This is a genomic window from Winogradskyella sp. (assembly GCF_028282165.1).
GTDB lineage: Bacteria > Bacteroidota > Bacteroidia > Flavobacteriales > Flavobacteriaceae > Winogradskyella.
The window spans coordinates 62,618-85,977 of record NZ_JANQIM010000014.1; the positions used below are offsets into that span (position 1 = coordinate 62,618).

Genomic DNA, 23,360 nt, shown 5'->3' on the forward strand with positions numbered 1-23,360 from the left:
AGCAACTATATTTTATTGTTTCGTTTAAAAAATTCTACTATTTCCCATAATACACTGAAGGGTGTACCATGTCCGACATGGTCATAAGTTCTAAACTCAGCATTTACACCATGTAGTTTATATATAAGTTGACATTTTTCCCATCTCTCGGGAAGCATGGATTCGGACAATGCGTGATAAATAATCGCTCTTTCTTTATTATTGTATGCATCATCATACTTAACAGCATCATTTGTATCCTTAGTGCCCATATAGATGAATTGGGAAATATCTTTATAAGCATCAAAGTCAAATGGAGTGCCCATTATAGCTTCAAAATCCTTTATTCCTAATGGATAATTTAGTTCTTTGCCTGCCAATTGTTCTTGTGGTAACATTAAAATACCGTTTAGCCCTCCTGTAGCTAAGGCCTTAATTATTTCTGGGTGCAAAAATGCAAATCTGTTGATAAATGAGCCTGATGCAGAAAATCCGTTCATAAATATTTTTTCATGGATACTGTAATCACGCTGCCTTAATACATCCTTGGCATGCTCAATGATCCTCATCAATTGAAGGTCTAACCTTTTGTATTTTACATCTTGGATTAGAATGGCATCTCTATCTAAAGTATGAGTGTATACCAGAGCCTTGCTCTGTGGTCGCGGAAAAATAGGAACGACGAGTGGAATGCCCATTTTTTGAGAAACCCAATTTCCTATAAAATAGTGCCCGCTAGCAAGCTTTTTGGCACTTCTTTCATGCAGTTCAGAAGAATCGGTCGGGAACCCCGTATTATTGGTTTCAACCAACAGGTAATGCTTTTTGTCTTTTTCTATGTTCTTAGGAAGAAAAATCAAGTAATCATAATGAAAGCCCTTATCGGGTTGGGCATTAACCTTCATGAGAATACCGCGTTCTAGGTCTTCCATGTCCTGACCGTTTAAAACATAAACCAAAAGAAAGGCGGTTAATAACAATAATGTGTTTTTCATTGAAAAGAGCTTTTAAAAGTAAGACTAACAAATCTATGAACTCAACATTATTCAATGCGTTTAAAAATGAATGATAATAGAGTTAAAAAGGGATTAAAAAATGATTACGCCTTTTAAAAACCATGTTGTATCACTAATTACTGATAGTTTTCTTTGCGGTAAGATGGCTATTTAAATCATCTTATTTTTATTTCCTTAACCAATGATGAAATGGGAATAGCATAAACATCTTCCTTTTTAAGTAAAAAAATGACATTGTTGGTTTTACCGATTAATTTGCCAGTTTTTACTTCATTATCGACAAGCCTTACCGTAATCTCTTTTTGATTAAGAACCTTTTCTTTGGCGTATTTTCCATAAATGGTCGCTGATAGATACAGATAAAGCATTGCACTAATTAAAAACATACCATTTCTGTATAGACCAAACCAACTTCGTTTGTCCATTCCGAAATTAAGAAAGGAGTACGATCTAGGCCATTTTCTCTTCCAAATAGAATCTAGTTTAAAAAGGATGAACACAAAAAAAATCGACAGTAAGGAAAAGGTAAGTACATAAATCTCAGAGAATGGTGTCATTAAGAAATCAAAAATATCCCCATAATCAAATATGTCTATATCAAATTCCGAATACTTTTTATAACTAAACATCATCCCTATGCCAACCGCGACAACATAAGAAATACTTATTACAGCTTGTATTTCTTTAATGATTAGCTCATAAGCATCTTTTATTAATCCTTCTTTCATGAATCATTTGTTTAGAAACAAGTTGGTTAATGATTTATAGACAAAATACTAAAACAATATTTCATCAGTGGTACTAAATGTAGATCATTACTCTAATTCCACAATTTAAATGTACTGAATTTATTTAGGAAATGACTCAGACTTTAATAGAATGAAATTATCAACTAAAGCATAGCAATTATTTACATTAACGATGGTCGGCAAAAACTTTTGTGTAAAATTTTTGTAATGTTTGATTAAAATCCAAGTATATATTAAAAAAGAGATGACAATCTTATGAATGTATCGGATGAAATTATAATGCATAAAGTTAAAGAAGGAGATGTAGATCGGCTTGCGCTGCTTTTTGAACGTTATCATATGGAGTTGTACAATTTTTTTTTAAAGACGTCTTCAGATCCTCATTTAAGCTCAGATCTTACCCAAATAGTATTTTACAGAATTCTTAAGTACAAGAAATCTTATGATCAAAACAAGCGCTTTAGAACCTGGATGTATATGATTGCGAGGAATTCTAGAATTGATGCATATAAAAAGAATAAGACAAACATACTCGGTGATGATTTCATTCTTAGCAAAGCTGATAGAAATGAAGATCTGCCGTATGATAATGAAGAGTCGATAAACCAAGTTCAAAAAGCGTTATCTCGTTTGTCACACGAAAAACGTGAGTTGATAACAATGAGTTTTTATCTGAATATGCCATCAAAAGATATAGCATTGGTTTTAAAAATTACTGAGAATAATGCTAGAGTTAGGTTGCACAGGGCAATAGGCGATTTACGTGAAATTTATAATAAACTCTAATAACGATGAAAGATATAGAATTTGAGCAAAGAGCAATGGATTATATAAGAAGCGAACTAAGCACAAAGCAGATGCAAGAGTTTAATGACTTTTTAAAAACAAATCCTATTAAAAACAAAGAATTTAACGACTTAAAGACATTTTGGCAATCCTTAAAAAACAATTTGGATGACACGCCCAAAACCGAAATTAAAAAGGGGTTTTATAGTATGCTGTCTTCAAAGCAAGTCGATAAGAAAAACGCTGATTTTAATCTTCTGAATCTAGAGTTCTTTTTGAAAAAAATATTTCCTGTTAGAAACCTAACTCAATTAACCATAATTTTTGCGGTTGTATTTATTAGTGGCATCATTGGATATAATTTAAAGTCTGACACAGGTTTGCAAGATCAGTTAAATGCATACGATCAAAAGATAGCGAGTCTAAATATAGAGTTAACAGAGTTAAAACTTAGAAGTGTATCGACTACGGACAGAATTCAGGCAATACATACCTTAAAATCTGTTAATGATAATGATGATGCAATTGTAAGTATCCTTTTGAATAAATTGCTTTATGACGACAACCTGCATGTTAGAATTGCTGCAGGAAAATCGTTAATGGCATTTAGTCAAAATATCGATTTAGTTCCAATAATTATTAAAGCTATTAGGAATGAAAAGGAATTTTTAGTACTGGCAACTCTAATTGATAATCTCATCTCTTTAGACAAGGACGCCGCCAAAAATGAGATTTACAAAATATATAACAGCGGATCTTCAAGCCCCGAATTTAAAATTATTTACAGTGATATTCTTCAATCAAAATCCATATAAGATGAACTATTTTAAAATTGCCGTAGTGTTTATAGCACTTATTTCAGGAATAAATAAAATATGTTCTCAGAATGAGGTTAGAACCCTTGAAAGAACAACCTCTTACATTCTGGGCCATAACATATATCTTGAATTGGACTATGTTGATGTAGTTAATGTAAGGTATTGGAAAAAGGACTCTATAAAACTTGTAGCCTCAGTAGATTTGACTGGTGAAAAAGGCTTAACTAAAAATGATGATTTTGAACTTCAAATCACAAACGCTAATGGGAAGCACAATCTTCTCGGAAAAGTATTAAATCAAACAGCTCATTATGTTTACAAGAAAGATGCGTCAGACTATAAGCCACAAGGGGCTTATAAAGAAAAGGTTTTGATCGTTGGAACTCAAATAGAACTATTTATACCCATGAATGCAAATTTAGAAACTAAGGTTGTGGGTATGGGAGATATTGAAATAGATCATAATGGTGCAAATTTGCTGGCTTCAACAATTGGAAATATCACCCTAAAAATTGACAAGGCGGTAAATGCAGATATAAATATACATTCTCAATTTGGGGGTGTTGAGATGGACGAACGTTTAAATATCATTGAAAGTCAATTAGATGAAATCTATAAATTAAATAAAGGTGGAGATATTTTAATCTCTTTTTCTGCGTTTGGCACAATTACAATCTTACCGAAAAACTAACAACTTTAAATACCAAGATAAAATGAAAAATAGTAAGTTATACCTACTAATACTTCTCTTATTGTCTTCGCTTAATGGTATCTGTCAAGAGTTACTTTTAACGAAACGGCAAATGCTAGAAGACTTTGATGAAACCATAGAGTACATTAATGCATTTGCAGTACATAAAGATCTCAATGCAGTAAGGCTTGGCATCGATTATGATAATGAGTATTTAAACCTAAGAAATCAAATAACAGAAGAAACCACAATTTGTGAGTTTAAATCTATTATCAATAAATCCTTACGCCTTGTTCAAGATATGCACTGTAGCTTTATGCCTTACAGCTATTTAAAAAAATGGGGGAAGTATCAAAAAAAGTTCAATTTTAAAGACGATCAGAGTTTCGAACATATAAAAGACCTAGAAGATAAATGCGGGGAAACCTTAGGTAGTTTGTTAATTCCCATCATTTATGAGAATAACCATTACAAAGTCTATGCGGACTTTACCTATAAGGATTTAAGAATTAAAAAAGGCGCCAAAATTATTGCGTATAATGATGGGAAAATTGAAGATTTTATATCCCAAGATTATTCTAGAGTATGGCCTGTCTATATTAATAATTCTCTTAATCAACAATATAACAAATGGTTTTACCATTATGGAGATGATGATTTTTCATTAACTATTGAAGATAAATCATCAATAAGAACAATTGGGTTCTCCCTAAAAGACACAGTGAGTTTAAAAGTAAAGCCCTTGAGGGAAGTTTATTATGGATCTCAGAAAAAAGAGCAGGCTATCTACTTCAAGCACAGTAAAACACTTTATATAGGTATGCCTTTTATGGATAAAAAGCAAGGACAATCAATCATTAAAAAAATAGACAGCCTAAATGAAGCTCACGGAGATTTTGAAAAAGTTATAGTTGATATTCGCGGCAATAGTGGAGGAACTGATGTGTGTTGGAGAAGTGTTCTTAGTCATTTAATCTCAGATAAAATAAGTCTTCACATAGATCTAAAGTATAAACATAACCCTAAAGTTCTCAGTCACTACAATAATGGCAAGGCAGTTAAAGCAGAACGAATTTCGCTTCTAGATAATCAAATCTATTGGACAGAATCATTCAAAGAATTTACATTACTACCCAGCGAAAAATCTATCAGGCATAAGGGAAAAATTTATGTACTCCAAGATAGCTTTATTTATTCGTCGGCAGGTAATTTTTCAAACTTTTGCTTGCATAGCGATCAATTAGTTTCGGTTGGAGCTACCACTGATTTAGTTGGTGGTCTGCAAACAGATCCATTATTTTTTAAGTTGAAACACTCTAGCTTAATATTTAGAATAGAACCAATGTTGGATTTTTCTGGAGTAGAATCAGTTCAAGATTTTTCACATAATAAGGTGGAAGTAGAGATGCCTATGACCATAGAAGACTATCACCTAAGAACGACCTATCCAGGTGATCTTTACAGTAAAGCGTTTTTAATTAACCATGATAGACTGGTGAATTATGTTTTGAATGATGAATAGTTTTTGTTTTAGTTGCTGTTAAAAGGGATGCTTCAATTACAAATTTATGAAAAGCAAATCTTCCTTACCATTCGGTTCTACAAATGACATTTTTGTAATTAGCAATATTTGAAACCCAATGGTCAGCTATTTTGTTTTCCTTGTGTTGGCGTGATCAACGGTTTCTGAAAAGTCTGAACGGTCTTAATGTTTTAAAAGAACATCAAGACATTAAAATACCAACCTTAGCTCTTTACGGAAGTTCCGATTTAACAGCTATAGGTGGAGATGATGGAGTGAGTGTCATTGCCGAAGCCATAAATCAAGTGGCTCCCGGCAATGGCCATTTTAAAGTTATTGAGGATACCAATCATCATCTTTCCAAGGTTGTACAACTAATATTAAGGTGCATCGTTCTAAAAGAGTTGTTCAAGATGCCATGCTTAATTATAATCCATAGATCGTTGAAATAACACATTAGTGGATAAGTAGTTTAACTAATTGATCTAAAATTGCACAAAGGGGACAACGAAAGCTGGGTTGCTAGTTGATTGTGTTGTATTTGACTGTTTTATGAGGTTGTTCGGTTAATAGCTCTGACCTTATGTCAGAAACGCAATCCAGCTTGTTCCTTTAAAAATAAATTTGCTACACTACCACTAGATACTTTTCCATTAGACCGATAGACGTCAGTTAGTCAACCATTTAAGTATACCTTGTATAAAAACCGTGTTGTTCTTGGCCAGAGGAGCATTAAAACCCATTGGAACTTTATCCTTTCCATATAGTTGAGTGGTAAACATGGCTGCTTCAGCAAAAAAGGCCACCTTTCCTTTGCCAAAAGTAGCTACTGCTCCTTGTGACCAATCGGTTAAATCACTTATCATAACGATATCTTCACTGCCATTATTTGTGTATTTCTTTGGCAATATTGCCATGTAATCATTATTTAAATCGAAAACTGAAATAGCAGACTTATTCTCTATTTTAAAACAATGACCCGTAAAGGACATAATCGAATCTAATTTTGGTTTACCGATGATCTCTGTACCAATTGTTGTTAAGGTTTTTTCATGTTTAGTATAACTATACCAACCTTTCTTAGACTCCTTTTTTATTACGAAAGAATTGGATGAAGTAAAGCCAAATGCTTTAGATAGATTTGATATAGCTTCTGGAAAAGGAAAATGGTCGGCTATCAACAAAAGTGAACCTCCATTTTTTACCCAGGTAACAATTGTATCTATTTCACGCTCCGAAAATGCCTGCAATATTGGAGAATTCCAATCAGACACATTAGTTTCGCTTATAGCATTTGCGATGACCAATACTTTTGGTTGGTTTTGATTAAGCGACGAAATATCCTCTAGCTCATCCACCTTATAGCCATCATATTCTAATAATTCACCAAAAGGCTTAAATCGATCTTGTAAAGTATGATAATTATTATGCCCCTTATCGATATAAACCAGAGGTCCAGAAGACTTAGAATAGGATTTGTTAGGTATTGTTTGCAAAAAAAGTGAATCTAAATTGAACGATTCTTCTTGGCTCGAGGATGTGGTTAAAACCATCAAGAATAAAAATACAGATAGAATAAACTTAACCTTTAATAGATTTCCATGTTTTATTGGCATATCAAAAACAGTATTCATTAGACGACTTTTAGATTTATTATTCAACTAAAGTCATGTGTCAAATTACACAAAACTTAAAATCCAGTGACATTTATTTTACAATAGTTGTATCAAACTATTGACGTTTAACCTTATTTATTGAATTGGTTCGGCTATTCTCAATTAATTCGATGCTCAAGCCCTGTCCAGGTATATAAAACTTAACAACCTGATTTGGTGCTGCTGTATTAATCCAGATTCTATTATCAATTATCCCACCTGTATCTAAATATAATGCATTGGTATTAAACTCCCCCGCAGGCACCTTAACCTTTTCAAATGATTCATAGAATAAATTGGCAACTGTTGTTTGAAGATTATCTGAAAAAAGCATCTTAAAATTGATGTTATCTCCATCTTTTAAGGACATTAAATTTACTAACATGTAAAGCTCTTCTCTAAATATATCGTACCGGATAACAGAATCGACCTTTCTATCAATGATATTTTTCCCATTTCTATTGAACTTGTAATGTCCTTGTATCCTTTCTGTAGAATTCTCTAAGTCTATATTCATAGAAGTTGTTCTTGTTTTGATATCAGTTTTTAAAGAGGATAAAATGTTCTTTTTTATATCATAAGTCATCTTGGCGGTCTCATGAATGCTGCCATCGTTAAACTTTGAGGTGTCTATAGATATTACCTTATTGTCTCTCAATTCTGTATAAAAAACCATAGAGCCTATTTGTTTATTAAGAGAATCTTTAATTACGTAGTAGTTTATACAACTGTAATCACTTGGTATACTCATAGCTTTCCCAAGCCAGTCAAAAGAAATAGTTTTGACATTAATTCGACGGTTACAAGAATAAAACAATACGAGTACTAAGGCCAATATCCTAACAAGATTTAAATTTTTCCTTGAATGCGTTTTACTCATAGTATAAATCAATTAAAATAATATATGATGATAAAAAATGTTAGGATTTAAATCATTTCAATTGTTGCTTTTTTAATTTGTCAAAGGCGAATAGATTGGTTATAATAGTTAAGATTTTTCAATACAAAAAAAGCTTAAATTTAACATCACTTTTTCGAAAAGACCAAATTTGTCTTAAATTAGCGTATAGCATATTAATACGAGAAATAAAGGCTCCTTTTCACGATTGATTATTAGCTAATAACAAAATGAAATATTTAGATTTTGTTTAAGTCTTTAAATATAAATTTCATTAATTCAAAAATTAAGACTTCTTGAGGTCAATGCAGGTTAGAGAAAACATTGTTAGATTAAGAAATGACATTTCAGCTAGTTTCCCAGAGCGGTTTGAAAATGAAGTATATTCTTCTTACGGTAAGACGCCTAAGGGTTTTGATACCATAGATTACAAATCTAACTTCTCTATTAAATATGTGCACTCTGGTCGAGAAAAGTATATTGTTGAAGGCAAGTGCAAAATTGTAGACAAAAATAAAATGCTTATCGTCAACGATTCTTCGGAAACGTCAATGCTAGTTGCAGACGGTGAGGCACTATCTATTTTCATAAATCCAGAAGTTATTAAAGATTGTATTCAGGGGGTGAAGAGTTTTAAAACATTTCTAGAAGAACCTTTTGATAAATGGAATTCTGGATTTAGTTTTTTTGATTCCGTACAGAATATTGACCCTGGACTTAAATGGTACTTTAACAGGTTATTAAACAATAAGGCAGATATCTTAACGATCGATTTCTTTTATGAATTATCGGGATGTCTTTTATTTTCCCAAAATACATTACAAAAGAGAATAAACACCCTAAGAAACAAAAAACTGAGTGACAGAAGGGAAACTTTCAGAAGACTTGAGAAAGCAAAAGATTATATAAACTCTAATCTTAGAAACCCCTTTAACCTTGAAGAACTATCAATTGTGTCAAGTCTTTCCAAATTTCATTTGGTAAGATTGTTCAAAGTGCTTTATGGTATTACGCCACACAGATATTATGTGCTCAATAAATTGGAAAGATTGGTTAAAGAAATAGAGAACAACACTGCAAACAATTATACGCTTATTGAATTAGCTAATCATTATGGATATTCTGATTATTCTGTATTTTACAAACAATTTAAGAATGTCTATGGCCATAGTCCCAGCCAGAAAATCTTCAATCAGGTACAAATAGAAGTTTAAATAGTACCTTAATAGTTCCTGATATGCCTGCATTGCTTGGGCTTTCCTTTTGCCTAGGAGCTAAACAAAGAATGCAATTAGTAATATTTTAATACCGTTGTTCTTTGATTAATCAGATATTATCACTTAATAAGAGTAACACAAAATTTGATTTGAACGGAATCGTGATTTCATAAATGTTGTGGCTAATAAGTTCTAAATTATAATCCCGGACGATTTTAGATGTAATTCTTGCTTTTTTAATTGGAGGTTTGTTGGTAAGTTCAGATTGTTGAGTTAAGAATCTGATTTCAAACCACACTTACATTAATCAATTAATATGATAATTCATGGAAAAGACTTTTAACATCATTAATCCAATTAACAAAGATCACAACTTATTCCAGAGTCTAGTTCTTCATCTGGCTCCCGGTATTTTAATCTTATGCTTCTATTTAATTACTTACAATAGTTTTGTAGAAACTGGATTTTATGCACAGACGGCACTAACAACATCCTTTTTAATTATTGGTGCAACAGCTCCAATTTTGTTTTTAATGTATTTATCGAAAAAAAACAAGATTAAAATATTCACCTCAATTATACTATTTAATAAAAAATTACGCTGGTGGGAATATGTTGTTTATCCAATTATAGTTGTTATTCTAGCGGTAATAATATCTACTGCCTTGCAACCTGTTTCTAGTCGTATTTCTAATCTACTCTCAGATTTTTTGCCACAATGGTTCTTGCGTCCACATGTAATTCCTGATGCTATTTCAGAAAGGAATATACTCATCACCTTAATAATGGTGATTCTTATTGATGGATTAATACATCCAATAGTCGAAGAAATCTATTTTAGGGGTTTCTTGTTGCCTAGACTAGCCCGTTATAAGATTTATGCACCCATTTTAGGAGCGCTTTTCTTTGCGCTCTTTCATTTGTGGCAGCCTCAAAATATGTTGTCTATTTTTCTAATGAGTATACCGTGGCTTTATATAATTTGGTGGAAGAGGAGTTTTCTCCTATCTGTTATAATACATTGTTTAGCCAACACTCTTGGAGCTGTATTCGGTTTAATGGAGTTTTTGCAATAAATGTAGCTTAAAGTACATGATGACTTTTAAGACACAAGAAAATATATCTGTGACAAATAGTAATAAAAGTTAACGTCATTAAACAAAGCAGAAAACAATTTGTTTACAGATCATTGGCGGTTATGGTGACAACCATTGATCCAAGTACTTTACAGCCAATTACGTACTTCAGTTATAATAGAACAATCGATTAGATTTAGATGATAACGAACAAAAGCATCTATAATATTTTAAAGACGCTAACATAGGTGAGTTAACCATTCACCAACCATTAAGTCACACCTCTGGTATTCAAAGAGATATCTTTAAGTTGGTCTGAAAATCCCAAATCAACCAGATTGAGTCAGATATTTTAGAAAACTCTTGGTCTAAACATTTGAAAAAAAGAGTTTCAAATAATTATTTGAGTTGATTAGTTCATTTTTGTGGGTTTTGTTTGTATAAAACTTGAACAAAAACACCACATGAAAAAACTACTAATAATTGGTCTATTTCTGTTATCTCAATACTCAATAGCTCAAAATACAGCATCAAGCGAACAATTATACGAGTTCACCCTTGAGCAAATTGAACCCGTTATAGTATCCAATGAGAACTATCAGCCTTTCGCTAAATATGTAAAAAATGGTATTAAGGCATTTAAACTCACTTACAAAAGTACTATGAAAAGTGAAGAAGTATTGCTAAGTGGGAGTATATTGTTTCCTTTAAATCAAAAAAATCCTGGAATTGTTATTTTTTGTCATGGAACACAATTTAATCAAAATGTAAGCTCTAATTGGAATAATCCTTTGCATATTGAGGCACTTCCAGCACTCAATGGTTACATTACATTTCTGCCAGATTATTTAGGTTATGGAATAAGTGAAGGTCAATTACCCGCTTATTTTGACAAAACAAATGCATTAAAGCATTTAGAAGACTTTATTACAAATGGATTGAATGTTTTGGAGCAACAAAGCATACAATTCAAAAACGAGCTAAGCATTATCGGTTTTTCACAAGGAGGACATTTAGCCCTATCATTTGCAGAAAAATATAGAAAAGGACTTTTTCAGAATACCCCAATTCACAATACAATTTCCATAGGCGGACCAACAGACTTGGTACAAAACTTACAGTACGTGCTAAATCAAAAAATATTTGCACATTCAGCCTATGTTCCATATTTAGTAGGAGTTCATAACCATAACTACTGGAAAATGAGTACATCTAACTTATTCCATAACCCTTTTAGCCAAATGGTATCCGATTTTTCAAAAGGAAAAATTTCTTTGGAAGAATTAACAAAAAAAACACCGCAGAACATTGAAGAGTTTGTAAAACCTGAGATTAGAAATCCTAAAGGCAAACTATATAGAAAAATATCAAGAAAACTTAATAAACACAGTTTAAAACCCTTCAAAACCAGTATTTCTCTCACTTTTGTTCACAGTCGTTCAGATGAGGATGTACCCTTTGATATCATGAATGAGTTTTATCAAAAAATGAAAAAAAGGAACAAATCGACAAATCTTGTTGAGGTTCAGGGAAACCATAATACTAGTGGTCTATTTGGGATGGGAATAGCAATGGATATTTTAAATAATTAATGACGCAATCATTATATCATAATATGAGGTTGTTATCTTATTTTCTCTAATAAGAGCATGTTTATTTCTCATGAAACCCCTTCATTAAGAACAAAAAGTTAAAATAGTACAAGAACATTTTTGATTTTAAAAAAAGCAATATTTGAATACTCTAGTTTTTAAATAAGAAGTTTATTGAGAGCTTATTAATCTACAATACTAGCCTTATGAAATTAAAACTACCATTTACTTTACTGACTCTTTTTTTATTGAGTTCTACAATAGGTTTTAAATCAAACCTTCTCAATGCCACAAATTGTGTGGATAATTTGCCGTTAAATACTAGGAATTCTATGTTTGCCGCACCAGTAGTGGGAAACTCAGTTGTCGAGAATATTACAGCTACAACCGCACGATGGACAGGTGTTATCAATTCAGATGGAGGATCAACTATTACTGAAAGAGGTTTCATTTATTCTATAACATCTGTTGATCCTACTCCCACCCTTGCTGAAGTTGGAGGCGGAAATGTTACTAAAATAATTTTTTCGGGAACAAACAATATTTTTCAAATAGATGTAACAGGACTTACACCTTCCACAGGTTATACAATAAAACCTTATGCAATTAATGCAGATGGATCAGGTGAAGGAAATATTAGTACTTTCACTACCGATGCAGCTGCTGCCTTACCGACAGTAACTACTGGCGGAATCAGTATTGTTACCCAAGATGCTGCAATACCAGATATCAATATTTCCTCTGATGGAGGTGGTGCAATATCAGAAGCGGGAGTTGTAGTCTCTTTAACTTCCGTAAACAGTAATCCTACAATCGGAGGAACAGGAGTGAGTAAAACTGCGTTTGATTACACGGGAAGTATTGGTTATTATGATGAAGCCATTTCTGGCTTAGAAGGGAATTCTAATTACACATATAGAGCCTTTGCTACTAATGAAACCGGGACTTCTTATGGAACTGCACAAACGTTTACAACCATACCTAATCCAGGGTTATCAGAATCTCGCTATATCGTAAACAGCCTTGGAAATTCGGATCGGAGTAATCAAGGTACTATAACTTCATCAAGTACTTGGGTTCAACAATTTATAGTGGGTGATAATGACGTTACCCTAACAGCAATTACCATTGAAGCTTTTGGTACCGGAACGGTATCGATTTCCATTAGAGATGCATCAGGCAATGGGGCAGGTAACTTGATTGAAACTTTAGGAAATGTTTCCTCCAGTAGTTCCACATCTAGCTATCAAAGAGTTTTGTCATCTACAAATCCAACCCTCTCTGCTAATACTAGCTATTATGTACATGCTACTCATGTATCGGGCTCTTTAAGCTGGGATTTTGCAACAGATAATGGCAATACAGGAACTGGCGGTACTATCCCAACAACAGGGGTATTTAATAATGGGACTAACTTACCTGGACCGATGTTAGATTTAGCGGTGGAAGGTATTGTAAATTGTTCGGCACCAATTAATCAGGCAACAAGCCCAGTCTTTGGATCTAAAACCTCTTCTTCATTAACACTATTGAGTTTTACAGCTCCGATTGATGGAGCCTCAGGATATGTAGTCTACATTAATGATACAGATTCATTTTCTCCACCAACTGAAGGTAGTGAACCTTTGGTAGATACAAGTTGGAATAATTCAGGACAACAAGCAATTTACTTTGGATTGTCTGAATCACCATCTGTAAGTGTAACGGGATTAGATCCTGCAAGCACCTATTTTTTTAGAATCTATGCTTATAATGATTGTGTAGGGATTGAAGCATATGAAACAACTGGACTTGGAGCGAGTGATACAACTTCAAATTTAGCGGGCTTCACCGTAGTCGAGAGCTTGGGGAACACCGAGACCTCCGAAGCAGGTACAACGGATACTTTTACCGTTGTCCTGGATGCAGAACCAAGCAGCGATGTCGTGATCGATGTGATGAGCGGCGATACGGGCGAGGGCATGGTTGATGTTTCGAGCCTTACCTTTACCACGGCCAATTGGAACACCCCACAGACGGTTACCGTTACGGGAGTAGATGACGTTATAGTTGACGGTACACAGACCTTCAATGTTACCCTATCTGTAGATGCAGCACTTAGTGACGATGCCTTCGATGGACTTGCTGCCCAGGCTGTAAGTGTTGACAATACGGACGATGATGGTGCTTTAAGTACCAGCTCAATTGTAGATGAAGTTAGATTTTCAATTTTTCCTAATCCAGCAAAAACAGAAATTAAAATCAAATCTGATTATAGCGGTGATTTTATAATAATTAATCAATTGGGGCAAATAGTAAAGCGATTTAATTTAAATTTTAATGAGGAAATTATATATATTGGAGATTTAAATGAAGGATTATACTTTGTTAAAGCCATTGCCAGCTTCAATACATCCTCGCAAAAACTAATTATAACTAAATAGAAGCTGTCCTTCAATCTAGTTAAGAAAATGGAACAGTTTTATACAGGTGATTTTCATGGTTAAGAATGGTTTGTAAAACCTAATTCTGTATTTAAATAATCGATGACCATTTTATTAAACGCATTTAGAAATCTCTAAATGCGTTTTTCAATTTGTTTTTCGTTTTCAATTAATACTTAATGCTAAGTATAGAACGTGCTCTTTTTTGACTAAAGGGTTTATTCAATATCGATAATATCTCCCGGTTTGCAATCTAAAGCTTCACAGATTTTAATTAAGGTCGAAAAACGCACACCTTTCGCTTTTCCTGTTTTTAATAGAGATAAATTTGTTACTGATACACCTACTTTTTCGGAAAGTTCGTTTAATCGCATTTTTCGTTTTGCCATCATGACATCCAGGTTAATGACAATCCTCATACAATCGAATTTTTATCATCAAGAAGGGATTTGCCTTCATCAAAAACATGGGATAGAATTAAACAAGCGATTGCAAAAGCGATAGGCCCAAAGGGAATGGTAAAATGAATCATAGAGTAATCCTCGTCACCAGTTAAAAAATTAAAAGCACTGAAAAAAGCACCTATCCAGCCAAGAATTGCCAAATGCTTAAAATAAGCGATGTTACCCATATAGAAAGTGTTCAAGGATTTAATAGATTTAACAACCTTTTTAATTATTAGAATCACTTTTATAATAATAACTGTAAAAACCAAGTTGCGTAGAATAAACCAAATTTTCATGGCACTGGTTAAACTACTGAGTACAACGACTTTTTCGGTATCAAAGGAAATAAATTTAAGGTTGGTTGTTCCAAAACCAGCTTTCACACCATCAATCAAGGCTACATAGTTGCTATATTTATTTGTAAAAAAACTAGATACAACAATTAAAAGTAATAAAGCAAACATAAAAATATTAACTACAATAATGATATTGCAAAGAATGTTGGACCAATAGAGCATTCTGTTAGTTTTAGCTTCCATATGATTTCAAATATAGTGTTTATTTTTACTTAAATTTTTTCAAATAGAAGGATTAAAGCAATGGACAAAAAGCACATTAGTCCAACATAAAAGACCTTACGTAAATCTCTACTTGAAAGATCTTTTCGCTTTGCACGAATACTTTTGCCGAAAAAAGCAATTGCCAAAAAAGGTACTGAGAGCACAAATCCGTATCCGTAAAAAGTAGTGGGGTGATAAAGCTCTTCCATCGCACCACGGATATGTCCAAAAAAGATATAGTCGAAGACTACCGAAACCACCAAAAAGAAAAGACTAACGATAATTGCGGAATGATAAGGCTTGTCAAAAGGATAAGTCCTTAAAGACTGATAGGTAGAATAAGCCCAAATCACTGGAGAAACAGTGAGCATTAGGGTCATGCCCAAAACCTCGCTCACACTCCAAGGAAACCAAAGAATTAAATTTGAAGCCCAATAGACCGCGAAGGACACCAAAAACACATATAGTAACCATATCTTCATCATCTAATTATCTTTTAGTATATATAATTACTTACTCCAAATATTTTAAAACTACAAATAATACCAATGCCAACTAAAAAGATGACTGTACAAGTTAACTTAAGTAAAATTATAATGGGTTTCCTGAGGTTGGGTTTCATAGCTATTGATTTTTGTATTGCTCTAGTTCCTTTGAAAAAAGGAAAGTAAGATTGCCAGATTCAACAGATTTGGAGGTAATGATACTATCGATGATGACGTTGGGATCTCCATTCATAAGGCACATGGCATGCATCATCATAGATCCCAAAAGGTAGTATTTGGCTTTCTGTTTTGCATTGTAACGCTTAATAAGCTCTTCTTTTGTGAAAATGCCCATCTCGTACATTATGGACCAACTTGCATAATCTGCCAGTCCTTCTTCTATTTCCATCATGGCTTCTGCGGTTTCACAGTCACCGTAGATTCCTGTTTTTAGATCTATTTTAACAGTTTCTAGCTCGGCATATCTTCTTTTTCTTATATCTAAAAAATCATTACCAAGTTTAATGGCATTTTTTCGGTCTCTAATGATTAGCGATTCTAACATTTTGGCAAGTGCGACTTGTTCTTCTGTAATTAATTGAGAAACTGTTGGGTTATAGGTATAACAAGTTGGTAGATTCTTTCTATCTGGTTGATGATCCCATTTTGGCCATTTAGCTTTCCCAGTATACCAATACTTAAGCATTACTTCTGTGTGAAATGCTTCATGAATTGCCAATTGAGCTTTAGTTTTAGCAGGAATTTTAAATGGAAATTTTGGAAATAAAGTGGGCATATATATGGCGGATTCGATATGGTGTGCTCTCATCCAATTGTCAAAATGAGGACTTTCATTTGCTGTTTTAAAAAATATGGAGTCTTGCCTAATTGGAGTTTCGTAGTTTAAGTAATAGCTATAGAGAGGTGTCAGTAATTTTGGAACATCCCTAGAACATAGGGTGTCAACTTTTTTACCCGTTTTCCAAAGTCCCAAACAATACAAGCTGTCGGCATTGATACCCGCGTTTAAAATATAGATTCCGTCTTGTACATTGTAGCCTCTCCAAATGTTATAGCTGTTTGATGTCGTATTTTCTAGAGCTTCGACAAAAGCTTTCGTCTCTGGTTTTAGCCATAAAGAATCGCAGTTGCATGGTTTACTGACTATTTTCGCTTTTATTGAAACTGTTTGGGGAAGCTTTGTAGATGGTGTTTTTGGTGTTAGGACGAATAAAATCAGCAAAAGACTTGAAAATAAGTAATAATGGACTTGTCTTAGCATAATTAAAATAATTTTCTAGTCTAAAAATAATAAATTATGATATAAAACAATAAAAATTTTATGTTTTATTTAAAAATTAATTATTTGATTCATCTATACTTCATATGTATTTGCTGCTTACTCGTAAAATTTGAGGTTTTCTTTTTTCATTGTTTTTTGTATTTTTTAACTAACTTCTGTAAAACGCAGAATATCTAATAAGGCTAATAATTTGAATCTTAAGATAAAACTTATTGAAGATCGTTTGCTAGTGCTGAGATTGACGCTTTTGATCTTTATTGCTACATTTTTTATCTTATTCTTTTTTGAGCCTTTTGGTGATATAAAGCATGGTTTTGAATTAATTGGAATTGCTCGAGTAGCATCTTACGCTCTAACAGCTTCGATGGTGTTTTTTGCTTCGGAAAGCTATTTAAAACCCTTAATAAAAAGGTATTTGAAAAAGGGTATTTATACAGCTGTTTACTGGTACTTTATTGAATTGTTTATAGTTGCTATAGCTATCTTTATCTGTCGAAGTCTTTGGTTGGGTGTAGATAGTATGACTCTAAATACTTTTCTTTTGGTATTATATCGGGTTTTCTTAATAGCAATATTACCATTCTTCTTGCTTATGGTAATTGTCTTTAAATCGAACAAACCTAAAAATAATTACACAGTTGTTTTATCTTCTGATACTAAGACGCCAGAATTTTTAAATATCTCAAATAAGAATCTACTATATCTTAAAAGTGAAGATAATTATACAGAAGTAGTATTTCTGGAAAGCAATGAGTTGCATAAAAAACTTTTAAGGGGAAGCCTTACTTTTTTTCAAAACCAATTAGATATAAATTTCACCAGAATTCATAGGTCGGTTATTATTAATTTGTTGGCTGTAAAGTATGCTAAAATTAATAGTCAAGGAGGTGAACTAACATTAACAGATAATAATACAAAGCTTCGGGTGAGCAGAAAGTATAGCTCTGATTTTATATCAAAATGGGAGCAATACAATAGCCAATAGTATTATAATCAAAGACATCTACAGTTAATCTGATATTCAGTCTTCCCTCTATTTAGTTAAACATCACTAAGCTGTTTTTTTTTCTTTAGAAAAAAACTTCAGTTTCGTTCTTTTGAATTGAAATGGTTAAATGAATTAATAAGAAATGAAAAGAGTTCTTCAAATATTATCTATAATGGTAGTGCTTATTCATTGTTCGCTATGGACTCAAGCTGAAAAAGAAAAGCTTATCATCAAAAAACTAGATCGTGTAAAACAAGGTGAAGTACTCGACACAATCAATGCGTGGGTCATTGATAGTAATGGTCATAAAGTTAATTATAGCAGCTTTAAAGGTAAGTGGTTGTTGATTGACTTTTGGTCAACAGGTTGTGCGCACTGTATTAAAGAGTTTCCATTTTTGAGAGAATTTTATAATAAGAACAAAACCAGAATTGAAGTTATTGCGGTTTCGGTAGATAGGGATTACAAGCGTTATAAAAAAAGTGCAAATAAATATGATATTGGATTGCCACACTTTTACGGTGGGTTTACATATGAAAACGACATTTTTAATCTGAACGTTAAAATAATTAAGACGAATGAAGGTAACTATAGATTTATAACTCAAACACCTCAATATGTCTTGATAAATCCAGAAGGTAAAATCATAGATAAAGAGCTCCCAAAACCCTCGGGCAAAGCATTTAAGAATAAACTAGAGGCTTATCTTAGTGAGGAATAGAGCGTTTAAAGAGCTAATCGTAACTGATCCCCATATAGAATCTTAAAGTTAAGATAAATACTAAATTCCAAAACGCTCGTAGACTTTAGACTTATAACTTTCACCTATCGGAATACGTTCATTATTAATAATGATTTTATTTTTCTGGATTGAGGTAATTTTGTTGGCGTTTATGACGTAAGATCGATGCACCCTAATGAACATATAATCGGGAAGTTTGCTAAGGATTTGATTGAAACTCATAAGCGTTAAAACAGGCTTAGAGTTTAATAGATTAATCTTCAAGTAATCCTTTAGACCTTTTATGTAATATATATCGGATAGGTTTATCTTTAGATTTTCATACTCAGATTTAATAAAAATATATGAGTCTTGAGTAGATTTTTTGTTTTCTGTTTTTTCTAATGGTTGGCCTAAGTTCTTATGCCTTAAACTGAGATTCATTAATTCTTTTACCCTATTAATTGCTTTAATAAACCTTGGGAAAGGTATAGGCTTAACTAAATAATCAGTTGCATTTAAGTCAAAACCTTCAAGGGCATATTCTGGATAAGCTGTAGTGAAAATAAAAAACGGTCTGTTGTTTTCTATGGATTTTATGAAATCTATACCCGAAATTTGAGGCATTTCAATATCGGAGAAAACCAAATCTACAGTGTTACCATTTAAGAACTCAATGGCTTCAATGGCATTGGTAAATGTTTTAATTACTGTTAATGAGCCCATTGCATTGCAGTAAGATTCAATGACCTCGATTGCTAGGGGCTCATCGTCAATTATTATGCATGTCATCTTGTTCTAGTTTTAGCGATAAATCTACTTTGTAATAACCATCTTCAATCTTAGTGATTAATTGGTGACTATCTTTATAAAGGTAATTAAGTTGGTTTTCAATGTTTTTCAAACCAACACCAGAGTTGGTTTCATCTTTTTTATAGAGGCCAATAATATTTTCTACATTAAAAAATAAACGATTCTCTTTTACTGAAATTGCAATATTTATCTTGGTATTGCCTTGGTAGTCGGTACCATATTTAAAAGCATTTTCAATAAAGGAAATCAAGAGTAATGGATGAATCTTTAAATGTTTTGTATCTCCGTGAACATTCAACTTTACATTCTCTGTATTTTTTAACCTAAGACGCTGAAGCGCTATATAGTGTTTTATATAATTTATTTCTTTTTCCAAAGGTACTTTGGTCTCTCCAACCTCATAAAGCATATAGCGCATTAGCTCGGACAGTGTTATTACGGCCTCTGAGGCATCATCAGACTTACTTCTTACCAAGGAATAGATACTGTTGAGCGAGTTAAATAAAAAATGAGGGTTCAGTTGTGTTCTCAAAAACTGAAGCTCCATTTCTTTTTGTTGATTTTCCATAGATTTAGATAGTCGTTCTCGTTTATAAAAATCAATCACCAAGCTAAAAATACCACCCAGCAAAAAAATAGATAATGAAAACACCAGTGGCATGGCATAGCGTATGCCTTTTAAAAGTGGAATACTCATTTGCCGTTTAATCATCTGATCTTTGATGACTTGATTATTTATGGGGGCAAAAGCGGAATGAGGTAGTACGTTTACCATTAGATAATTAAAGGCGGATAAGAATAGCACAGAAGCCAAAATATAGATAAAAATCCTTTTTTTGAGCAATAGTTTGGGGACTAGAATAAAATAATTGGTGTAAAACAATATTGGCATTAGTGGCAGTTTGTAATACACTTCTGCTGGCACTTTTTCAAAATCTAATGAAGATGCAGTCGTTAAGGGTATTAGAGAGAAGCATAACCAAACAAATAAGTGAATTGAAAGCTCTTTGAAATTTACATATTTCTTAAATACAGCCATTTTTTAGTAAACAAATATTAATTAAAATTAATATTATTAGATATAATTTCGCCAATCGTAAGTGTGGGATTATTGTTTTTATATAATTTGTCGATGACCAGCGTTCCAATTATTTCTGCATCCCTCTTGGTTTTAAATGGTTTTTTACCTTCTATAACTGGTATATATTCTTGCCTTATTAGAAGTTGATCATTTTTGCTAATCTCATAGATCCAGCTGTTATCTTCTTGTACAACATTTAAAGAATACAAATCACCTACCTTAGCAGGTTCATCTTCATACATTAGGTAGGTTATAAAAAAAACTGATGTTGAAATTACAAAGAAAATAAACACATATCTTAAAGCTTCTTTCATTTGTTGTCTTTAATGAATAATGGGTTTTAATCGATTAAGAAAAAGTCAGGCTTCATAACAATTGCTAGATTATTCCACCTGACTTAAATTGGCTATTAATCGCACATTTTAAAACATAATAGACCAATTCTAACTATCAACAATAAAAACTCAAAAAATCTTATTTATTAGTTATCGTCATCATCTTGCGCTTCTGTAGGAAAGAATTCCATATTGTCGTCTAAATATAATGTACCATTTCTGCCAAGGGCAACAAATGCTCTGTTTCCGTTGCTAAATGCTACCGCATCGCGTCTTGCTGTCCGTTCAAATTCAGTACGTTCTATCCAATCTTGAGTAGCTGGGTTGTATTCCCAAACAAAAGGAATAGCCGTGCCAGAAATCTCACCGCATGCTAAATATCCTCTACCGTTGAGGCTAAATGCTACAGCGCTAGCTCTCATTATAAAATCATCATCATCGTCGTCGTCGAGATCATCTAGAACTGTCCAAGTTTCGTCTATGGTGTCAAATACCCAAAAGTCTTCTTCTAATATCCCATTACTTACACCAGACAACAAATAGACATCGGTACCAATCTTAAATGTGGCTCCATCTCGTCTTTTATCTCCTCCAAATCCAAAAATTTCTTCCCATGTGTCAGTTGAGGGATCATATTTCCAAAAGTCCTTTTTATCCCCATCCCCATCAAAACCTGTACCTACATAACCATTAGTGTCAGATTCAAATCCTACTGCACCATATCTTGGTGTTCCACCAAAATTGGCTATTTGATTCCATGTATTGGTCGAAACGTTATACTCATAGAAATCACCGAGTTCTTGGTTTAAATCTCCATTAAATCCTGTGCCTATATACCCATTATTACCAATGGTGAAGGAAGTGGCCGAACTGCGTTCTACCCCTGGGAAATCCGCAAGCTGTTGCCAAGAGTTTGTGTTCATGTCGTAGCTCCAAAAATCTTTTAGGTAATCATCACCGTCGTAACCTGTTCCCATATAGCCTATGTCTCCAATGGTAAAAGCTGCGGAACTACTTCTGGGTTCTTCGTTAAAAGTCGATCTTTCAGCCCAATTGCCAATTTTATCATCATCATCATCATCATCGTTACAGTTATAGCATAGTAAAGTTGATAATGCTATGAATAGTAATTTAATTTCTGTTCCTCGTTTCATTATTATTCTCATTGTTTTTTTTTCTTATTAATATTAAAGCTTAAGCCTATGTTTATTGAGATGGATTCATCGGCTTCAAAGTCATAAATTTCATCGTTATTATCGTCTAGCACCTGCATATTAGAGACTGGGATGTATCCTAAATTGAATGTGGTGACCCAGTTATCATCTAGTGTCAGCTCATAGCCTAATGAAAGATTAAATGCATTGATCTGTAATTTTGTATTTCTTAGGTCTTGATCATTACCTTCAATCCTAAAAGTACTTGAGTTATTGACAAAAGTCCCTTCTGGTCTTAATGAAAATTGTACTGAATTATAGGTGTTGATTTTATAAAAAACACCTGTAACAGGTAACCCAATAGAATAGCTTAGTTGGTCATTTACCTCTTTTTGGTAAGATGCTATGGGGAAAAGTCTTGGTGCTCCAAATTGAGTACCAAATGCAAGCCCAAATCTGAAAGATGAATTCTTGTTTTCTTTTGTCCACTTTTTGCCGACTGTTGTAAATGAGTTGAACACAATGTCCTCTGTGGTTAAATCTCCTTCAAAGTTTGATAGTAAGGATGGGGATAGGGCAACGTTAAGAGACCAATCTTTTGAAAGAGGTCTTATGTAGATCATATTAAGTCTTATGTTATGGAAATTATCGAAATCTTCAAATTGAATACTCTCATTATTATCTTTAAAAGTTAGTTCGTTTCTATGATAGCCCAGTCCTAAACTCAAGATTCCTTTGTTAAGCTTTTTAAACATATTTAAGTTGATGCCCTGTCTGTCTAACTGCACATCGCCAAGACTTGGAATAACCAAATAACTGACATTAGCCAGGTCAAATCCTCCTTTTGGATTTATTAATTGTTGTGATATTGCACTTTTAAAAAAGAACAATACCGCGGCAGATATGCAAAGGTTTGTTTTCATTACAGTGCTAACATAGGCTGTTATTCTATACCATAATACATGAAATATACCGAGTAGTTATATGCATAGATGAAACGGGAATTTTGTTCTACTAACAGATGTACAGAGTGTTCATTGGTAGATAACCAT

General features: G+C 33.0%; 24 protein-coding genes. 11 read left to right on the top strand and 13 right to left on the bottom strand.

Going from position 1 to position 23,360, the window contains the following annotated elements:
* Positions 1-5 precede the first annotated feature (5 nt).
* Complete coding sequence (locus tag Q0972_RS06775; RefSeq protein WP_299364080.1) at positions 6-974, bottom strand: hypothetical protein; 969 nt, start codon at positions 972-974, stop codon at positions 6-8.
* A 176-nt stretch (positions 975-1,150) separates the two neighbouring features.
* Positions 1,151-1,723, bottom strand: a complete 573-nt coding sequence (locus tag Q0972_RS06780; RefSeq protein ID WP_299364081.1) for a hypothetical protein — start codon at positions 1,721-1,723, stop codon at positions 1,151-1,153.
* Positions 1,724-1,999: 276 nt separating this feature from the next.
* Here Q0972_RS06780 and Q0972_RS06785 point away from each other — a divergent pair, with 276 nt between their 5' ends.
* The 5 genes from Q0972_RS06785 (at position 2,000) to Q0972_RS06805 (ending at position 6,013) form a co-directional block, all read left to right on the top strand.
* Positions 2,000-2,530 carry a sigma-70 family RNA polymerase sigma factor gene (locus tag Q0972_RS06785; RefSeq protein WP_299364083.1) on the top strand — a complete coding sequence of 177 codons (531 nt, stop codon included), beginning with the start codon at positions 2,000-2,002 and terminating at the stop codon, positions 2,528-2,530.
* A gap of 5 nt (positions 2,531-2,535) precedes the next feature.
* Positions 2,536-3,345 (top strand): HEAT repeat domain-containing protein, encoded by an 810-nt coding sequence (locus Q0972_RS06790; RefSeq protein ID WP_299364084.1) that lies wholly within the window; start codon positions 2,536-2,538, stop codon positions 3,343-3,345.
* Between the two features lies 1 nt (position 3,346).
* Entirely contained in the window at positions 3,347-4,039 is a 693-nt protein-coding gene (locus tag Q0972_RS06795) for a hypothetical protein (RefSeq protein WP_299364085.1), read from the top strand.
* 22 nt (positions 4,040-4,061) lie between these two features.
* The gene (locus Q0972_RS06800; RefSeq protein WP_299364086.1) at positions 4,062-5,561 is read left to right on the top strand and encodes a S41 family peptidase; all 1,500 of its coding nucleotides are present in this window, start codon (positions 4,062-4,064) and stop codon (positions 5,559-5,561) included.
* 140 nt (positions 5,562-5,701) lie between these two features.
* Positions 5,702-6,013 (top strand): hypothetical protein, encoded by a 312-nt coding sequence (locus Q0972_RS06805; RefSeq protein WP_299364087.1) that lies wholly within the window; start codon positions 5,702-5,704, stop codon positions 6,011-6,013.
* A gap of 216 nt (positions 6,014-6,229) precedes the next feature.
* Here the strand turns inward: Q0972_RS06805 and Q0972_RS06810 are convergent, their stop codons facing one another.
* The gene (locus Q0972_RS06810; protein WP_299364089.1) at positions 6,230-7,195 is read right to left on the bottom strand and encodes a hypothetical protein; all 966 of its coding nucleotides are present in this window, start codon (positions 7,193-7,195) and stop codon (positions 6,230-6,232) included.
* Between the two features lie 97 nt (positions 7,196-7,292).
* The gene (locus tag Q0972_RS06815) at positions 7,293-7,967 is read right to left on the bottom strand and encodes a hypothetical protein (protein ID WP_299364090.1); all 675 of its coding nucleotides are present in this window, start codon (positions 7,965-7,967) and stop codon (positions 7,293-7,295) included.
* A gap of 452 nt (positions 7,968-8,419) precedes the next feature.
* Here Q0972_RS06815 and Q0972_RS06820 point away from each other — a divergent pair, with 452 nt between their 5' ends.
* From Q0972_RS06820 to Q0972_RS06835, 4 genes are all read left to right on the top strand, one after another.
* A complete protein-coding gene (locus Q0972_RS06820; RefSeq protein WP_299364091.1) occupies positions 8,420-9,328 on the top strand; it encodes an AraC family transcriptional regulator in 909 nt (302 codons plus the stop codon).
* Between the two features lie 329 nt (positions 9,329-9,657).
* Complete coding sequence (locus Q0972_RS06825; RefSeq protein WP_299364092.1) at positions 9,658-10,407, top strand: CPBP family intramembrane glutamic endopeptidase; 750 nt, start codon at positions 9,658-9,660, stop codon at positions 10,405-10,407.
* 464 nt (positions 10,408-10,871) lie between these two features.
* The gene (locus Q0972_RS06830; RefSeq protein ID WP_299364093.1) at positions 10,872-11,999 is read left to right on the top strand and encodes an alpha/beta fold hydrolase; all 1,128 of its coding nucleotides are present in this window, start codon (positions 10,872-10,874) and stop codon (positions 11,997-11,999) included.
* Positions 12,000-12,205: 206 nt separating this feature from the next.
* Entirely contained in the window at positions 12,206-14,422 is a 2,217-nt protein-coding gene (locus Q0972_RS06835; protein WP_299364096.1) for a choice-of-anchor R domain-containing protein, read from the top strand.
* A 218-nt stretch (positions 14,423-14,640) separates the two neighbouring features.
* On the opposite strand, the gene Q0972_RS06840 is transcribed toward Q0972_RS06835, so the two are convergent.
* The 4 genes from Q0972_RS06840 to Q0972_RS06855 form a co-directional block, all read right to left on the bottom strand.
* Positions 14,641-14,841 carry a helix-turn-helix transcriptional regulator gene (locus tag Q0972_RS06840; RefSeq protein WP_299364098.1) on the bottom strand — a complete coding sequence of 67 codons (201 nt, stop codon included), beginning with the start codon at positions 14,839-14,841 and terminating at the stop codon, positions 14,641-14,643.
* Positions 14,838-15,386 carry a hypothetical protein gene (locus Q0972_RS06845; protein ID WP_299364099.1) on the bottom strand — a complete coding sequence of 183 codons (549 nt, stop codon included), beginning with the start codon at positions 15,384-15,386 and terminating at the stop codon, positions 14,838-14,840. The genes Q0972_RS06840 and Q0972_RS06845 overlap by 4 nt, the downstream gene beginning before the upstream one ends.
* A 50-nt stretch (positions 15,387-15,436) precedes the next feature.
* Positions 15,437-15,913: a hypothetical protein gene (locus Q0972_RS06850; RefSeq protein WP_299364100.1), complete on the bottom strand. Its 477-nt coding sequence runs from the start codon at positions 15,911-15,913 to the stop codon at positions 15,437-15,439.
* Between the two features lie 139 nt (positions 15,914-16,052).
* Positions 16,053-17,195 carry a hypothetical protein gene (locus tag Q0972_RS06855; RefSeq protein WP_299364102.1) on the bottom strand — a complete coding sequence of 381 codons (1,143 nt, stop codon included), beginning with the start codon at positions 17,193-17,195 and terminating at the stop codon, positions 16,053-16,055.
* Positions 17,196-17,406: 211 nt separating this feature from the next.
* Between Q0972_RS06855 and Q0972_RS06860 the strand changes: the two genes are divergently transcribed.
* Positions 17,407-18,201: a LytTR family DNA-binding domain-containing protein gene (locus Q0972_RS06860; protein ID WP_299364103.1), complete on the top strand. Its 795-nt coding sequence runs from the start codon at positions 17,407-17,409 to the stop codon at positions 18,199-18,201.
* Positions 18,202-18,346: 145 nt separating this feature from the next.
* Positions 18,347-18,925 (top strand): TlpA disulfide reductase family protein, encoded by a 579-nt coding sequence (locus Q0972_RS06865; RefSeq protein WP_299364107.1) that lies wholly within the window; start codon positions 18,347-18,349, stop codon positions 18,923-18,925.
* Between the two features lie 60 nt (positions 18,926-18,985).
* Here the strand turns inward: Q0972_RS06865 and Q0972_RS06870 are convergent, their stop codons facing one another.
* The 5 genes from Q0972_RS06870 to Q0972_RS06890 form a co-directional block, all read right to left on the bottom strand.
* The gene (locus Q0972_RS06870; protein WP_299364110.1) at positions 18,986-19,717 is read right to left on the bottom strand and encodes a LytTR family DNA-binding domain-containing protein; all 732 of its coding nucleotides are present in this window, start codon (positions 19,715-19,717) and stop codon (positions 18,986-18,988) included.
* Positions 19,698-20,777, bottom strand: coding sequence for a sensor histidine kinase (locus Q0972_RS06875; RefSeq protein WP_299364111.1), 1,080 nt, complete (start codon positions 20,775-20,777; stop codon positions 19,698-19,700). The genes Q0972_RS06870 and Q0972_RS06875 overlap by 20 nt, the downstream gene beginning before the upstream one ends.
* 17 nt (positions 20,778-20,794) lie before the next feature.
* Positions 20,795-21,133, bottom strand: coding sequence for a DUF4907 domain-containing protein (locus Q0972_RS06880; RefSeq protein WP_299364112.1), 339 nt, complete (start codon positions 21,131-21,133; stop codon positions 20,795-20,797).
* 167 nt (positions 21,134-21,300) lie between these two features.
* The gene (locus Q0972_RS06885; protein ID WP_299364115.1) at positions 21,301-22,308 is read right to left on the bottom strand and encodes a kelch repeat-containing protein; all 1,008 of its coding nucleotides are present in this window, start codon (positions 22,306-22,308) and stop codon (positions 21,301-21,303) included.
* A gap of 8 nt (positions 22,309-22,316) precedes the next feature.
* Positions 22,317-23,231 carry a DUF6268 family outer membrane beta-barrel protein gene (locus tag Q0972_RS06890; protein WP_299364117.1) on the bottom strand — a complete coding sequence of 305 codons (915 nt, stop codon included), beginning with the start codon at positions 23,229-23,231 and terminating at the stop codon, positions 22,317-22,319.
* Between the last annotated feature and the right edge of the window lie 129 nt (positions 23,232-23,360).